The following is a 15255-nucleotide window of genomic DNA, read 5'->3' as shown; positions in this document are numbered from 1 at the left end:
ACCTCCATCAGAAACATTTTATGATCACTTTTCCGTCTTTCGCATAGAGCTTTGATTCAAAAACCTCCTGGATCTTATCCAGCGGAATGATCCCTGTAATAATGTCCTCTACTTTGACACGGCCTCCGGAGAGCAGACGTCCCGCACGCTCAAACGTATCTGGATTAACAAAGGATCCTTTGATGGTAAGCTCTTTTTTGAACAGTTCAAATGGTTTTAAGCTCATAACATCGTCAGGACCGGTCAGGCCAAACAAGACCACTGTCGCCCCTTTTCCGGCGTATTCCACCGCATCTTCTGCTGTGGAAGTAAGCCCTGCGCAGTCGATCACCTTATCGATATTCTGAATCCCGTTTTCTTCTGCTATCTCTCTTATATTTTCCGCCTTTGGATCTATGCAGATATCGGCGCCCAGTGTTTTCGCCTTTTCTCTGCGGCTGTCATTTGGTTCTACCGCAATGATCTTCTCTGCTCCGGCTGTCCTGGCAAGCTGTACCATAAGAAGGCCGATGTTGCCTGTTCCGATGATCATAACGGTGTCGCCTACCTGGACGTCCGCCAGATCCATGCCGTGGAGACAGCAGGACAATGGTTCTGTCATTGCGGCCGCTTCGTAGCTTACATGGTCCGCGATTTTATATACGGTTTCCTCCGGTACCGTAATATACTCTGCAAAGCCTCCGTCTCTCGCAGTTCCCAGTCCCTGCATATCCGAACACAGGTGTTTCTTCCCATTGGCGCAGAAATAACATTTCCCGCAATAGGTATTGGGATCTGCGCTCACTCTGTCTCCTACCTTGACTTTTGTGACCCCTTCTCCGATCTCTGCCACATCTCCGGACAATTCATGTCCCAGGATGACCGGCGGATCTACTTCTGCGGACCCCTTCTCTCCCTGAAAGATATGTACGTCTGTCCCACAGATGCCGCAATATTTTACCTTGATCAAAACCTCATGGGCTTCCGGTTTTTTTACAGGTACTTCTTCTACCACAAGTTTCCCTTTTTCATAAAATCTCGCTGCTTTCATTTCTGCCCTGCTCCTTCCTGCTTTCCAGCCTTTTATCACACCGCTGTGCTTTTTATCATTCTTTTCCCCGGTCTGTAAATACCTGAAGGAATACAGCCACGATAATGATGAATCCCATGATGATCTCCTGTGGATACGCAGGAACAGACAAAAGATTCATGATATTTCCGATCAACGCAAGTGTCAATGCTCCGATGGCCGTCTTTGTGACAGATCCCTTTCCTCCAGCCAGGCTGGCGCCGCCGATAACGCAGGCCGCAATGGCATCCAGCTCCTGCCCTTCTCCGATCGTGGAGTTTCCTACATTTGACCTGGCCGCGATAAAAATCCCCGCCAGCATGGATAAGAATCCGCTGATCACATATACAGACAGAAGATATCTTTTTACACGGATTCCGGAAAGCTTCACGGCTTCGCTGTTGCTTCCCACAGCGATCACGATCCTTCCATAAACCGTATATTTCTCTACGATCACAAATGCGATAAAGATCAAAAGTGTAATGATGATGACCGGATATCCCAAATCTCTGGAGGTCAATGTGTTTAATGTATTTCTTTCCAGATTGACCGGCGTCGCGTTGGTGATCGTATACGCCAATCCCCTGGCAATAGTCATGACCGCAAGGGACGCTACAAATCCCTGGAAATTACAGTAAGCCACTAAGAATCCGGTAAAAGCTCCCATTACAATTCCGGCGATCAATGTGATCAGAATCGCCACTCTCCAGTCTATGCCCATCTGTGTGGCAAGAACTGCTGTCAGCGATGATCCCAGCGCCATAACACTTCCCACTGACAGATCGATCCCGCCTGTCAGTATGACCATCAGCATCCCCAGCGCGACCAGGATAGGGCTCACCTGCTGCAAAAGAATATTCCTTAAGTTTATGTAAGAAAAGAATTTGTCCGAAAGCAGACAGCATATGATAAATAACGCCAAAAAAATGATATACGTATTATTATCCAATAGCAGCTGCTTGATCCTGCTTGTTTTTTTCATCACCTAGTCTCCCTTCACTGCATACTTAATGATCGTATCTTCAGTCAGTTCTTCTTTCTTCAGATCCCCGGTGATCCTGCCCTGTGACATGATGATCGCCCGGTCGCATGTCCCGATGATCTCCGTCATCTCTGAAGATACAATGATAACCGCCGTCCCTTGTTCCGCCAGACGGTTAATGATCTCATATATTTCTACTTTTGCCCCAACGTCCACACCACGGGTAGGTTCATCAAATATAACGCATTTGCAGTCCGCCCAGATCCACTTGGCAAAGCTGATCTTCTGCTGGTTTCCACCGCTCAAGCTGTTGACATCGTCATTCAGCCCTCCGTATCTTGTGGACATCTTCTTCAGCAGAGACTCTACCTGCTGGTTCTCATATCTGCGCCTGATAAAGCCGTGGTTTGTGACTTTCTTTAAAGCGGTCAAAGTCGTATTCACTTTAATACTCTGGTTTACAAGAAGCCCCAGGCTCTTGCGGTCCTCAGCCAGATAGCCAAGTCCTTTCTTTACCGCGTCTTTTGGCTCTTTTGCATGCAGCTCTTCTCCTAGGAAATAAACCTTCCCGGAACTCCGTACGTCAGCTCCAAACACCGCGCGCATGACTTCCGTTCTCCCCGCCCCTACAAGGCCGGAAAATCCAAGGACTTCTCCCTGTCTTACTTCAAAACTGATATCCTTTATTTTGTCTCCAACGTTCAAATGCTCGACTTTTAAAACAACGTCTCCGATCTTTGCGTTCCTCTTGGGGAACATCTGAGATAATTCCCGTCCGATCATGGACTGGATCAGTCCTTCTGTCGTTGTGTCCTTCACCTGCCCCCTCTTGACAAAGCCACCGTCTTTTAACACCGTATAAGAGTCACACAGCTCAAAGATTTCATTCAAATGATGGGAAACAAAGATAATGCTGACTCCCTTTTCCTTTAAAAGACGGACCAGAGAAAACAATCTGTCGATCTCTGTTACCGTTAATACAGCAGTAGGCTCATCCAGGATCAATATTTTGGCATTTCTCGTCAGACACTTGCAGATCTCAACGATCTGCTGGTGAGCCACGCTCAGCCGTCCCACCTTGTCGGTAACCTGAATATTCTCAAATCCCAGATCTTTCAGGATCTCTTTTGCATCTTCCCTTAATTTCTTCCAATTAATAAATTTCTTACCGCCGGAGAGACGGTCAATAAAAATATTTTCTGCTACCGTCAGATCCGGAGCCAGCATGAATTCCTGATAGATCACAGAAACCCCCAGCATTTTGGCATCTAATGGAGAGGATATATTTACCTGCTTCCCGTCTATGCATATAGTTCCAGAATCGCGGGTATAGACGCCCGACAGTATCTTGATCAAGGTGGATTTCCCGGCGCCGTTTTCACCGATCAGCGCATGGATCTCTCCTGGAGCCACCTGGACAGAAACATCGTTTAGTGCCTGTATTCCGCCAAATCTTTTACTAATATGCTGCATTTCTAACCGATACTGTACATTCTCCATAATTGCTCCTTTATACAAGCTGGGCCGTTTTACCGGCCCAGCTCATAGTCCTCATATTTTCAATGATTAAAAACCGTAATCGTAATGTTCATCTACATTTTCCGCGGTAACGGCCGCTGCTTCTGTCATTGTAATGTCGTCGTAAGACTCTGGATCTTCACCATCTACCAGAATCTCCTGAGCAATCTGCATTCCCAGCTCCGCGATCTTAACCGGGCTGTTCTCTCCAATTGCCAGGATCTTGCCCTCTTTGATCGCGTCATAGCCGTCTTTGCTTCCGTCCGCCGCGCTGATAAGCTGCGCGGTACCGTCTGTTCCGTAGGTGATGCCCGCATTGTCCAGCGCTGTCATCGCTCCGATCAGCATCGGGTCATTTTCTGCCATTACAAGGTTCACATCTGGATTTGCTGTGATCAGGTCTTCCGCCGCAACCAGACCTTCATCGATAGTCCAGTTGCCCCATCCCTGACCGGTAATGGTAAACTTAGCTTCTTCATTAGAAGCTTTTCCTGAGCTGACGAGAGAAGCTTCCATCTCTTCAGCAGCCGCCCAGGCTTCTTCTTCCGTACATCCTGTCCGCTCCATGATGATTCCAGCGATCATACCGTCTCTTCTCTGAGTTCCGGCAATAGATCCTGTGTTTCCGCTCAAAAGAACCGCGCTGATCTCAAAGCCCTCGTCCAGAGTCGCCGCATAATACTGCCCTACCGCAAGTCCGTTCTGCTCATTGTTTGAATATACGGTAGTAACCTGCATACTCATATCATCTACGCCAGAGTCCAGATTGATCACTGGGATTCCCGCATCGTAAGCAACCTGCTGGCTTGCCGTAGCCGCGCTTGGATCTACACAATCCAGGAAGATCAGATCAACACCGGAAGCGGTCAAAGTTTCCATGTTCTCCAATTCTGTTGTTGTGTCGTCGTTTGCATCCAGCACTGTGCACTCCCAGCCCAGTTCTTCACACTGTTCTGTAATGATGTCGCCGATGGTCGCGTAATAAGCGCCGTTGGTAGTTCTCAGCGCAAATCCAACGGAAAAGCTCTCATCAGAGCCTCCTTCCGAATCCGAACCGGAATCGTCGGATGAACCACAGGCCGCAAGTCCCAGAACAAGCACAAACACTAATGCGATTGACAAGATCTTGCTTCTCAGTTTTGCAGTTGATGATTTCTTTTGCATGTTTTTTCCTCCCTTTCGCTTCTTTTTTGTTCTTTTTTGACGTTTTCGTCTTTATAAATGCATAATATCACATATAAAAGCATTTTTCAATCACTATTTTCAAATTTTAGCTTATTTTGAATCACTATTTTGTCAATTTCAATCATTTTCAGCCAAACGTTATTGACAGAACACATTAATTGTCCTAATATTAATGGTATAACTGTATCAACAAATACATTTCAGAAAGGATAACATTATGACACACAAAGAAATCTTATCAAAAGTAGATCACACACTTTTAGCTCAGACCTCTACATGGGAGCAGATCAAAGAAATCTGCGATGATGCCGCCAAATACGAGACCGCATCTGTCTGCATCCCTCCCTGTTATGTTAAAAAAGCTAAAGCATATGCTGGAGAAACTATAAAAATCTGTACCGTGATCGGTTTCCCCAATGGTAATTCCACTGCGGAAACAAAGGTATTCGAGACTCAGAACGCCATCGAAAACGGCGCGGATGAAATTGATATGGTCATCAATATCGGCGCGCTGAAAGATAAGGATTATGGATTCGTCCGAGATGAGATCTGTGCTGTCAAAAAAGCCTGTGGACAGCATATCTTAAAAGTGATCATTGAAACTTGTCTTCTGACAGAAGATGAGAAAATAAAAATGTGCGAGCTTGTCACCCAGGCCGGCGCGGACTTTATCAAAACATCTACCGGTTTTTCCACCGGCGGAGCAACTTTTGACGATGTAGCGCTTTTCGCCAAACACGTAGGTCCGGATGTACAGATCAAAGCCGCGGGAGGAATCTCTTCTTTCGCGGACGCCGAGAAATTCGTTGAGCTGGGTGCTTCCAGGCTTGGAACCAGCAGGCTGGTCAAGATTGAAAAAAATCAGTCGTAACACCTGTTTCATTCCTTTTCCTGACAGCGAAGATGTTGGAACAGATTTTGATTTATGATATAATGATAATAGATACCAGGGAGTAAAAAACAGCTTGATTTTGGAGATTTTTAAACGTATTTTTACCCCCCCCCCTAAAAAATAGGTGATTATTTGGTATCTTGAAATATCTTAAGATCATAAACGGGGAGGACAAGAGATGGTAGCACTTGAGAGGCAGAAATACATTATCAATTATTTAAAAGAACATCAGGTCGCTTCAACAAAACGGCTGGGTGAGCTGATGAACGTATCTCTTTCCACTGTCAGACGGGATCTGAGCGACCTGGAAGATCAGGGGATGCTGATGAAGACTCACGGCGGTGTGAAACGTGCTGAGGCCGCTTCCTCTATCCTTTATCACGATACGAAGTGGACGCCTAAACCGGACAGCGCTCTGAAAGACAAGGAAGGCATCGCAAGAAAGGCTTCTGAATTTATCAATTCCAATGATATTATATTTATTGGGGCCGGCATGACCTGCAATCTTCTCTGCAAATATATTACAGAAAGCGGCAAATCAAACATCACCGTCGTCACCACCAATATTACGGCTGTCATGGAACTGGCCTCGAATCCGCAGGTTTCTGTATTGCTCTTGGGCGGCAATATCCACACAGAGACAAACCACATCGAAACCATCGGGGAATATACCTCCGATGCGCTGGCAAAGCTGTATTTTGACAAAGTATTCTTCACGGTAGACGGGGTGGATCTTCATTATGGATATTCCATCATCAACCGGGCGCAGCTTCCGTTGTATGGGTATTTGTTCCAGAACACACGGCAGTCATTCCTTCTTGCCAACACAGGCAAATTCGACCGGAGGACCTTCACCTATCTCTGCAATTTGGACGAAGTGAACACGGTGATCGTAAATTCCGATGTTCCCCAGGCGTATCTGGAGTATTACAAGGAGAAGGGAATTGAAGTTTATATGGTTTAGAAAGAGGAAAGCTGTCGGATCGCATTGCTGCTGCGATCCGACAGCTTTTTATTCCCCATACTGCCGCGCCAGGCGCTCTCCTTCCCGCCGCATCTCTTCTACTACCTCATCCGGTCCCAGGATCTTCACTTTTTCTCCCAGCGAAAAGATCCATCCCAGGAACTGACTGCTGACCAGAACCGTCACGTTTACTGTAAAATGCTCATCATCTGCCGGTATCATCATGACAGATTTGCCAAACCGGTCAATGATCACTCCCGCAAGGCTGTTCTCCACCAGCAGCTTGACGTCCTGCTCTTTACCGCCAAACATGCCGAAACTCTTCTTTGCGTAATCCGCCATATCCAGTTTCTGAAAATGTTCCTTTCCCTCTCTTGCTTCCTCCGTCATCTGAATATGGAGCATCTTATCTACCCGGTAATGCCGGATCTGTCCAGCCTCCGAATCATAGCCCACCAAATAATAGTTTTCATCGTCCCAGGACAAGCCCCAGGGACTGATGTGATAATACGCCCCATTCCGCCGAAGCTCCATCTCTTTTTTCGTGTTCCATTGGTAATACTGGAACCGGATCTTCTTATTTTCGGAAATCGCGTTATGAATGGCATCCACCGTATAGTAGATACTCTCATTCATGGTTTTGATCCGTCCCGACACATACACCTGACGCTGCAGGCTTACCGCCTCATATCTGCTGACCAGCTTCTCCAGCTTGCGGATCAGGGCGTTGGTCTTCTTTTCCGTGATAAACTTGGAGGACTGGATGACATCCACCAGAAGTTTCAGTTCCGGCAGTTCAAAAGGCCGGTCCGTCACATGATAGTGATATCCTTTTCCAACCGGTTCTCCCTCCACTTCTATTCCCAACACCTCCAGATCCCGGAGATCCTGGTAGATGCTCTTCCGGTCTGCCGTGATCTCGAATTCTCCAAGGGCGGCTATGATCTCCGGCATGGTGATATAATGCTCCTCATCTGTCCGCTCCAGCATGATCTGCGCAAGGCGGTATAATTTGAACTTCTGGTTCGCTCCCTTTGGCATAGCGCATCCTTCCTTAAATCAACGTTTACATTACGGCCAGTATACCACAGGCGGGAAGATTATTGTACATCACTTTCGTTTTTCTTCTCATTTTTACAGCCCTCTGCCAGGCTCTTCTTACATACTTTGCACAGCACGCCGCCTGGCGTTATCAAAACAACCTTTGCCGCCGCGGTATCTCCTATCTTATCATACAGGCGGCCGGCGCTTCTGGATTCCCCGATCACAGTATATGGACTGTTTGCCACATAGCCAATCTTGCCAAGGCCTTTCATTTTCACCTGGATCGCTTCCTTATCATAGTCGTTGTCCGGCTCTTTTTCCAGCTCCAGCTTCATTCCCCGCTTCAGAAATCCATTTCCCAGATAATACTTCGTCCCCGTTAATGTGAAATAAATCTTTGACATTTTCATCCTCTCCTTCTTTTCTCTTTCCTCTTTACTCTTCTATCCATTCCTGGTAATCCGCTTCGCTGGCAAACAACTGATATTCTCCATCCACATATCCCATGTATCCATCCGGTGTATTATATCCTTTCATTTTCTATCCGTCCTTTCGTTTTCTTGTTACGGATAGAATACAGGATAAGCTGTCCAATAAAAATACCAGCAAAAAGGCAATCCCCTCAGGGATTGCCTAAACAACATATCTTAATACAATTTTGCTCCCGCCGGAATCCGGTCGTCTACCATCAAGAAATTCAATCCTTCTTTTCCGTCTTCTTCATGGATCGCTGAGATCAACATTCCGCAGGAATCAATTCCCATCATCTTCCTTGGCGGCAGATTGACGATAGCGATGGCCGTTTTTCCTACCAATTCTTCCGGCTCATAATAATCATGGATTCCGCTTAAGATCACTCGGTCTGTTCCTGTACCATCGTCCAGAACGAACTTTAAGAGTTTCTTACTCTTTGGTACCGCCTCACATTCTTTGATCTTGACTGCCCGGAAATCTGATTTGCTGAAAGTGTCGAAATCAACCATTTCCTCAAAAAGCGGCTCGATTTTCACATTGGAAAAATCAATTTTTTCAGCCGGCTTTTCTTCCGTTGCAACAGTTTTTTCAACCTGTGCTTCGTTATTCGCAGCGTTCTTTGCTGCGCCCTGTGACTTCATTGTCGGGAATAACAGCACGTCACGGATAGCCGCGCTGTCTGTCAGCAGCATACACATCCGGTCGATGCCAAAACCGATTCCGCCTGTGGGCGGCATCCCAATCTCCAGGGCGTTGAGGAAATCTTCGTCTGTGGTGTTGGCTTCCTCGTCTCCCTGGGCCAGCAGTTCTTCCTGCGCCTTAAAGCGCTCTCTCTGATCGATAGGATCGTTCAGCTCAGAGTAAGCATTGGCCATCTCCCATCCGTTCATGAAGAACTCGAAACGCTCTACATATTCCGGGTCCTCTGGTTTCTTCTTGGTAAGCGGAGATATCTCGATCGGATGATCCATTACAAATGTAGGCTGGATCAAATGTTCCTCTACATATTCTTCAAAGAATTTGCTCAGGATATCGCCTTTTTTGTGGCGCTCTTCGTACTCGATCTTATGCTCGTCCGCCAGTTTCTTTGCGTCTTCTGTCGTTTTTACTTCATTCCAGTCGATGCCTGTATATTTTTTCACCGCTTCAACCATGGTGATCCGCTCAAAAGGCTTGCCCAGATCCATTTCTACGCCATTATAGCTGATGGTAGTGGTTCCCAGAACTTCCTGAGCCACATGGCGGTACAGATTTTCCGTCAGATCCATCATGCCGTGGTAATCGGTATATGCCTGATACAGCTCCATCAGGGTAAATTCAGGATTATGTCTGGTATCCAGCCCCTCATTACGGAATACCCGGCCGATTTCGTATACTTTCTCCAGCCCGCCTACGATCAGACGTTTCAGATATAATTCCAGAGAAATCCGCAGTTTAAAGTCCTCTCCCAGAGCATTAAAATGTGTCTCAAACGGACGCGCGGCAGCGCCTCCCGCATTGCTGACCAGCATAGGAGTCTCCACTTCCAGGAACCCTTCTCCGTCCAGATATCTCCGGATCGCACTGATGATACGGGAACGTTTGATGAATGTATCTCTGGCTTCTGGATTCATGATCAGGTCTACATACCTCTGACGGTAACGCATATCCGTATTGGTCAGACCATGATATTTTTCCGGAAGGATCTGCAGGCTTTTGGATAAAAGAGTGATCTTTGAGGCATGGATGGATATCTCCCCTGTCTTTGTCTTAAAGACTTCGCCTTCCAGCCCGATGATATCACCGATATCCAACTTTTTAAAATCTTTATAAACATCTTCTCCAACGCTGTCTCTTGCCACGTAAGACTGGATATTGCCTGTCTGATCCAGGATATTACAGAAGGAAGCTTTGCCCATCACTCGTTTCTGCATAACACGGCCCGCCAATGACACGTGCTTGCCTTCCATTTCTTCATAATTCTCTTTTACATCTGCCGCATGGCAGGTTACGTCGTAACTGGTGATAAGAAACGGATTTTTCCCATTTTCCTGTAAATCTGCCAGTTTCTCCCGGCGCACTTTCCTTAACTGATTTAAATCTGGTTCCTGTGCTTTCTTCTGCTGTTCGCCCACGTTTTTCTCTCCTTCCTAGGTGAATGAACCCCTCATGCTGCTGAGGGGTCTTTTGTCATTCTTCATTTGCGGTTTGTTCACATTACATGGAACGGCTGATCTCCAGGACTTTGTACTGCATTGTCCCGGCCTGGGTCTCTACGTCTACTACATCGCCTGCCATTTTACCCATCAGCGCCTGGCCTACTGGAGATTCATTGGAGATCTTGCCTTCCAGACTATTTGCCTCTGTTGAGCCGACAATCTTAAACTCCATATCCTCTTCAAAGGTCACGTCATGTACTTTTACCGTACATCCTACATTAATTTTATCAAAATCAACTTCGTCTTCTACAACAACTTCCGCGTTTTTCAGAATTCCTTCCAGTTCCTCGATCCGGGCTTCAATATCCCGCTGCTCGTCTTTTGCCGCATCGTACTCAGCGTTTTCCGACAGATCGCCCTGCTCTCTTGCTTCTTTGATCTTGCCGGCAACTTCCTTTCTCTTTACTACCTTCAGGTTCTCCAGCTCATCCTCCAGCGCTTTCAGTCCTGCATAAGTAAGTAATCTCTTTTTCGTTTCCATGTGTCCTGCTTCCTTTCTTTTTCTACTTTCTCATAATCCATTTGGCCCTCATTTTTGGCCATTTTTATGAAATATTTTCGTAAAATAAAGGCACTTTCATAATTTCATTATTATACATAAAGGCCCCTCCAATGTCAATATATTTTTGCCCTTAGTTCCGCCTTATTGCCCTATAAAATCAGCCTTACGGCGTCTCTTTCATGTACTGATTCAGTATATGTAAGACAAGGAGGTTTTATTATCTTGTCAGTGGATTTTTTCGGACAAGAGCTCTTTCAATTCCTCATAGGATTCCGTCCGGTTAATGGCCTCCCTGAGCTTAGCGGAACCTGGCAGCCCTTTCGTATACCAGGACACGTGCTTGCGCATTTCCCGGATTCCCAGATATTCTCCCTTATATTGAATCTGAAGCCTTGCGTGGCGGAGCATCATTTCCCGGATCTCATCCAGTCCCGGCCTCTCTGGCATTTTCCCTGTTCTTTCATATTCTGCCAGTTCTGAAAAGATCCAGGGATTGCCCTGAGCGCCCCGGCCGACCATAACCCCGTCGCAGCCGGTCTGGCGCCGCAACTCTAAAGCAGCTTCCCCAGAAGTAACGTCGCCGTTGCCAATGACCGGAATTGATACCGCCTCTTTCACTCTCGCAATGATCTCCCAGTCTGCTTTTCCAGAATAATACTGCTCTCTGGTCCTTCCATGCACAGCCACTGCGGCAGCTCCCGCATCCTCAATGATCTTGGCGATCTCAACCGCATTGACATGCTGGTCGTCAAATCCCTTGCGGATCTTGACTGTCACCGGTTTATCAATGGCCTGCACCAGCGTTTTCACGATTTGATGGACCAGTTTAGGCTGGTTCATAAGCGCGGAACCTTCCCCATTTTTAACAATCTTGGGTACGGGGCAGCCCATATTAATGTCCAGGATCTGAAAAGGCAGATGTTCGATCTGCCGTGCCGCCTCGCAGATCACATCCGGTTCCGATCCAAAAAGCTGCAGAGAAACCGGGAATTCCTCCGGATGGATCTCAAGCAGCAGCTTTGTATTCCTATTTTTATAGATCAACGCCTTGGCGCTGATCATCTCCATACATAAAAGACCCGCTCCCTGCTCCCTGCACAGCAGCCGGAACGGCAGATCCGTAACCCCTGCCATCGGGGCAAGGATATACGGGTTATTCAACTTTACATTTCCGATGTTCAATTTGGTACACCCCTTCTTCCAATTTGGTACACCCTAAACGTTAATTTGGGACGTAGCCCTTTTGCATTTTACTACGTCCCCGGTTAAATATTTAACGTTTATTCTTCTCATATATCATCCGAAGCCCCTTCAGTGTCAGCTGCGAATCATATACGTCGATAATGTCTGTCTCTTTGGCGATCATTTTCCCAAGTCCTCCGCTGGCTATGACTTTAGCGTCTGTATACCCGGAGGCTTCTTTCATTTTTCGGACGATATATTCTGTCTGTCCTACCTGTCCGAATATGAGGCCTGCCTGCATGCCGGATACCGTTTCTTTTGCCAAGATAGAATCTGGGGTCTTTATCTCAATAGCCGGAAGCATTGCTGCTTTCCCCCACATAGCCTCAGCGGAAGTACGGATTCCCGGCGCTGTCACTGCCGCCTCGAAGGTTCCTTTTGGGCCTACCAGATCGTAAGTGGTAGCCGTTCCAAAATCAATCACGATCACCGGGCCTCCATGAAGCGTATACGCCGCCACCGCATCTACGATCCGGTCCGATCCAACCTGTCTTGGATTCTCCATCTGAATACTGATTCCCGTCTTGATCCCGGCTGATACTACGATCGGTTTGATCCCAAAATATTTGATCAGCGCGCTTCCCAGTGAATGCATGATATCCGGCACCACGGACGCCACGATCACCGCGTTGATATCCGCGCTGGAAATACCATGGCGCTCTACCAATTCCCTTAATGTAATCCCATATTCATCTGATGTCCTTGGCAGTTTTGTCGTCATGCGGAATGTTCCAAGAAGCTCTTCCTCTCGAAAAATTCCCAGCGTAATATTCGTATTTCCCACATCGATCACTAACAGCATCTATTCTATCTCCTCTCCTAGGAAAAACACCCTGTAATATAATTGCAGCGCCTGCAAAAGTTCTTGTTTCTCCTGCTGGAGCTGTTTGATCTTCAGTCCGCTTCCGATCTCATCGAACATAGGATCCCCTTCCTGACAGGTCACTTCAAAGCATAATTCCCCGTTTTCTTCATAGACCAATGTCAAAATTCCGCCCACATCATGTACGTATAAAACACACATGATCTTAAGCTCGTCTTTGATGCTGTCCGGAAGTCCTGCGAAATCTGGATTTAGATAATACTTTTCTTCGTAAGAATTGGCGCCGCACAGCACAACTTTATCTTCATACATTCTCTTTCCTCCCCGTTTTGCGCGCACAAGCCCTTCAGATCCCGGGAATGTTCCTGGATCTGTCAGCCAGGTTCTGTGCTTTATACATATCCGTAGACGCCCCTGACAGAAACCTCTCCAGAGAAAATCTCTCTGATCTCTCCGTCTGAAGTTTCCACTACCAGCTCGCCCCGCTCATTGATCCCCCGCGCGTGAGCAGTATAAGCTTCTTTTGGATCCAGCACTTTTATATCCTGGTCCCGGTTGATCAGCCTTTGGTTGTAATCCTCCTGAAGCCTCGACAAATCCTCAGTTTCTATAAAAATCTCGTAATTTTTCTCAAATCTTTCCAGGATCCGCGCAACTATTTCTCCGCGATCCATATCGATCCCGGCCTCATTTTTCAGAGATGCGGCAGTCTCCTGAATCTCCTCCGGAAATTCTGCCTGATTCACGTTGATCCCAATCCCGATCACCACATAGTGGATATAATCCACTTCCGCATTCATTTCTGTCAAGATGCCGCAGATCTTTTTCCCATTTACCACCAGATCGTTGGGCCATTTGATCGCAGGCTGAATACCGCAGGCCTGCTGGATTCCCTCCGCCGCGCTCAATGCCATAACCAGCGTCAGCATAGAAGCCTTGGCCGGAGAAAACTCTGGCCGCAGCAGCAGCGTCATATAGACATTCTCCCCGGCTGGGGATTCCCATCCTCTGCCTCTGCGTCCTCTTCCCGCGGTCTGCCGGTCTGCCACAAACAGTGTCCCATGAGGACTGCCCTGTTCTCCGGCTGTTTTGGCCTGAAGATTTGTAGAGTCCGTCTGGGGAAAATATACCACCTTTTTCCCAGCCCAGTCCGTCTGTATCCGGCTTTCTAATTCTGCCTGGTATAAGACATCCGGGGCCTTCACCAGCCGGTAGCCCTTATTGCGGACCGCTTCGATCACATAACCTTCTTCTTTCAACTGCTCTATGACCTTCCACACCGCAGTCCTGGAAACCTGGAACCGGCTGCATAGCTGCTGCCCAGAGAGAAAACCGTCCGTTTCTCTTAACAAACGTAAAATCTCTGATTTCATCTGCGCTTATTCATTTCCCAGTGTAGCAACCATGACTGCCTTAATGGTATGGAGACGGTTTTCCGCCTCGTCAAATACTACGCTGGCCTCACTCTCAAATACATCCTCCGTTACTTCTTTTCCCTTTACCGCCGGCAGACAGTGCATGAAAATCGTCTCTTTCTTGCCTGTCTTATCCATCAATTCCTGATTGATCTGATACGGCTGGAGCATAGCGATCCGTTCCGCCGCCTTATCCTCTTCGCCCATAGACGCCCAAACGTCCGTGTAGAGCACATCCGCTCCCTCCACTGCATTGACGTCGTCTGTCACCGTAATGGATGAACCGGATTCTTCCGCGTATCCCTGGCACAGAGCGATCAATTCTTTCGTCGGCCACAGAGATTCCGGCGCTATGATCGCGAAATTTACCCCAACTTTCGAGCAGCCGATCATCAGGCTGTTCGCCATATTGTTGCGGCCGTCTCCCAAATAGACAAAATTAAGCCCTTTTAAATATCCAAAATGTTCTTTCATCGTCAAAAGGTCCGCCAGAATCTGTGTTGGATGATACTCATCCGTCAGTCCGTTCCATACCGGTACGCCGCTGTATTTGGCAAGGGCCTCCACATGTTCCTGTTTAAAGCCTCTAAACTCGATGCCGTCAAACATTCTTCCCAGCACCCTGGCTGTGTCTTCGATGCTTTCCTTATGTCCAAGCTGGATCTCATTTCCGGCAAGATATGTAGGATTGCCGCCTTCGTCCGCCGCTCCTACCGTAAAAGCGCACCTGGTCCTGGTAGAAGGTTTCTCAAAAATCAACGCAATGTTTTTCCCTTTTAAGCTGTCTCCCGTGATCCCCTGCTTTTTCTTTTCCTTCAGTTCTGCCGCCAGATCGATCAAATACAAGATTTCCTCTGGTGTAAAATCTTTCAATGTAAGAAAACTTCTTCCCTTTAAATTCATCTGTCTTTCCTTTCTCCTCCAGTTTACAGTACCTTTAAAATGACATAAACGTGGGCGCCGTTTCA

15 protein-coding genes are annotated in these 15255 nt (G+C 47.2%); 2 read left to right on the top strand and 13 right to left on the bottom strand.

Annotated elements, in window-relative coordinates:
* Positions 1 to 7: 7 nt before the first annotated feature.
* The 4 genes from FND36_01300 to FND36_01285 form a co-directional block, all read right to left on the bottom strand.
* A complete protein-coding gene (locus tag FND36_01300; GenBank protein QDW72786.1) occupies positions 8 to 1030 on the bottom strand; it encodes a zinc-dependent alcohol dehydrogenase family protein in 1023 nt (340 codons plus the stop codon).
* A 55-nt stretch (positions 1031 to 1085) separates the two neighbouring features.
* A complete protein-coding gene (locus FND36_01295) occupies positions 1086 to 2030 on the bottom strand; it encodes an ABC transporter permease (GenBank protein QDW72785.1) in 945 nt (314 codons plus the stop codon).
* 3 nt (positions 2031 to 2033) lie between these two features.
* Positions 2034 to 3530: a sugar ABC transporter ATP-binding protein gene (locus FND36_01290; protein QDW72784.1), complete on the bottom strand. Its 1497-nt coding sequence runs from the start codon at positions 3528 to 3530 to the stop codon at positions 2034 to 2036.
* A 66-nt stretch (positions 3531 to 3596) separates the two neighbouring features.
* Positions 3597 to 4712 (bottom strand): substrate-binding domain-containing protein, encoded by a 1116-nt coding sequence (locus FND36_01285; GenBank protein QDW72783.1) that lies wholly within the window; start codon positions 4710 to 4712, stop codon positions 3597 to 3599.
* Positions 4713 to 4950: 238 nt separating this feature from the next.
* Here FND36_01285 and deoC point away from each other — a divergent pair, with 238 nt between their 5' ends.
* Positions 4951 to 5604, top strand: a complete 654-nt coding sequence (gene deoC, locus FND36_01280) for a deoxyribose-phosphate aldolase (GenBank protein QDW72782.1) — start codon at positions 4951 to 4953, stop codon at positions 5602 to 5604.
* Between the two features lie 199 nt (positions 5605 to 5803).
* Positions 5804 to 6589 carry a DeoR/GlpR transcriptional regulator gene (locus FND36_01275; protein QDW72781.1) on the top strand — a complete coding sequence of 262 codons (786 nt, stop codon included), beginning with the start codon at positions 5804 to 5806 and terminating at the stop codon, positions 6587 to 6589.
* 48 nt (positions 6590 to 6637) lie between these two features.
* On the opposite strand, the gene FND36_01270 is transcribed toward FND36_01275, so the two are convergent.
* The 9 genes from FND36_01270 to argF all read right to left on the bottom strand — a co-directional run bounded on the left by FND36_01270 (position 6638) and on the right by argF (position 15190).
* On the bottom strand, positions 6638 to 7630 hold the full coding sequence (locus tag FND36_01270; protein QDW72780.1) for a WYL domain-containing protein: 993 nt from the start codon (positions 7628 to 7630) through the stop codon (positions 6638 to 6640).
* Positions 7631 to 7689: 59 nt separating this feature from the next.
* A complete protein-coding gene (locus FND36_01265; GenBank protein ID QDW72779.1) occupies positions 7690 to 8037 on the bottom strand; it encodes an HIRAN domain-containing protein in 348 nt (115 codons plus the stop codon).
* A 243-nt stretch (positions 8038 to 8280) separates the two neighbouring features.
* Positions 8281 to 10221, bottom strand: coding sequence for a lysine--tRNA ligase (gene lysS, locus FND36_01260; protein QDW72778.1), 1941 nt, complete (start codon positions 10219 to 10221; stop codon positions 8281 to 8283).
* Positions 10222 to 10303: 82 nt separating this feature from the next.
* The gene (greA, locus tag FND36_01255) at positions 10304 to 10786 is read right to left on the bottom strand and encodes a transcription elongation factor GreA (protein ID QDW72777.1); all 483 of its coding nucleotides are present in this window, start codon (positions 10784 to 10786) and stop codon (positions 10304 to 10306) included.
* 246 nt (positions 10787 to 11032) lie between these two features.
* On the bottom strand, positions 11033 to 11989 hold the full coding sequence (gene dusB, locus FND36_01250) for a tRNA dihydrouridine synthase DusB (protein QDW72776.1): 957 nt from the start codon (positions 11987 to 11989) through the stop codon (positions 11033 to 11035).
* Between the two features lie 91 nt (positions 11990 to 12080).
* The gene (locus FND36_01245; protein ID QDW72775.1) at positions 12081 to 12851 is read right to left on the bottom strand and encodes a type III pantothenate kinase; all 771 of its coding nucleotides are present in this window, start codon (positions 12849 to 12851) and stop codon (positions 12081 to 12083) included.
* Positions 12852 to 13184 carry a hypothetical protein gene (locus FND36_01240; protein ID QDW72774.1) on the bottom strand — a complete coding sequence of 111 codons (333 nt, stop codon included), beginning with the start codon at positions 13182 to 13184 and terminating at the stop codon, positions 12852 to 12854. It lies immediately after the preceding gene.
* An 80-nt stretch (positions 13185 to 13264) separates the two neighbouring features.
* A complete protein-coding gene (locus FND36_01235) occupies positions 13265 to 14245 on the bottom strand; it encodes a biotin--[acetyl-CoA-carboxylase] ligase (protein QDW72773.1) in 981 nt (326 codons plus the stop codon).
* Between the two features lie 6 nt (positions 14246 to 14251).
* A complete protein-coding gene (argF, locus tag FND36_01230; GenBank protein ID QDW72772.1) occupies positions 14252 to 15190 on the bottom strand; it encodes an ornithine carbamoyltransferase in 939 nt (312 codons plus the stop codon).
* Between the last annotated feature and the right edge of the window lie 65 nt (positions 15191 to 15255).

Source organism: Lachnospiraceae bacterium KGMB03038 (assembly GCA_007361935.1).
In the GTDB taxonomy this organism is placed as follows: domain Bacteria; phylum Bacillota; class Clostridia; order Lachnospirales; family Lachnospiraceae; genus Massilistercora.
This window is presented reverse-complemented; position numbering and strand designations above follow the sequence as displayed.

Bases quoted from the DNA above. Each gene is read 5' to 3' on its own strand.
- FND36_01300 (QDW72786.1), bottom strand. From the start codon at position 1,030: ATGAAAGCAGCGAGATTTTATGAAAAAGGGAAACTTGTGGTAGAAGAA.
- FND36_01295 (QDW72785.1), bottom strand. From the start codon at position 2,030: ATGAAAAAAACAAGCAGGATCAAGCAGCTGCTATTGGATAATAATACG.
- FND36_01290 (QDW72784.1), bottom strand. From the start codon at position 3,530: ATGGAGAATGTACAGTATCGGTTAGAAATGCAGCATATTAGTAAAAGA.
- FND36_01285 (QDW72783.1), bottom strand. From the start codon at position 4,712: ATGCAAAAGAAATCATCAACTGCAAAACTGAGAAGCAAGATCTTGTCA.
- deoC (QDW72782.1), top strand. From the start codon at position 4,951: ATGACACACAAAGAAATCTTATCAAAAGTAGATCACACACTTTTAGCT.
- FND36_01275 (QDW72781.1), top strand. From the start codon at position 5,804: ATGGTAGCACTTGAGAGGCAGAAATACATTATCAATTATTTAAAAGAA.
- FND36_01270 (QDW72780.1), bottom strand. From the start codon at position 7,630: ATGCCAAAGGGAGCGAACCAGAAGTTCAAATTATACCGCCTTGCGCAG.
- FND36_01265 (QDW72779.1), bottom strand. From the start codon at position 8,037: ATGTCAAAGATTTATTTCACATTAACGGGGACGAAGTATTATCTGGGA.
- greA (QDW72777.1), bottom strand. From the start codon at position 10,786: ATGGAAACGAAAAAGAGATTACTTACTTATGCAGGACTGAAAGCGCTG.
- FND36_01245 (QDW72775.1), bottom strand. From the start codon at position 12,851: ATGCTGTTAGTGATCGATGTGGGAAATACGAATATTACGCTGGGAATT.
- FND36_01240 (QDW72774.1), bottom strand. From the start codon at position 13,184: ATGTATGAAGATAAAGTTGTGCTGTGCGGCGCCAATTCTTACGAAGAA.
- FND36_01235 (QDW72773.1), bottom strand. From the start codon at position 14,245: ATGAAATCAGAGATTTTACGTTTGTTAAGAGAAACGGACGGTTTTCTC.
- argF (QDW72772.1), bottom strand. From the start codon at position 15,190: ATGAATTTAAAGGGAAGAAGTTTTCTTACATTGAAAGATTTTACACCA.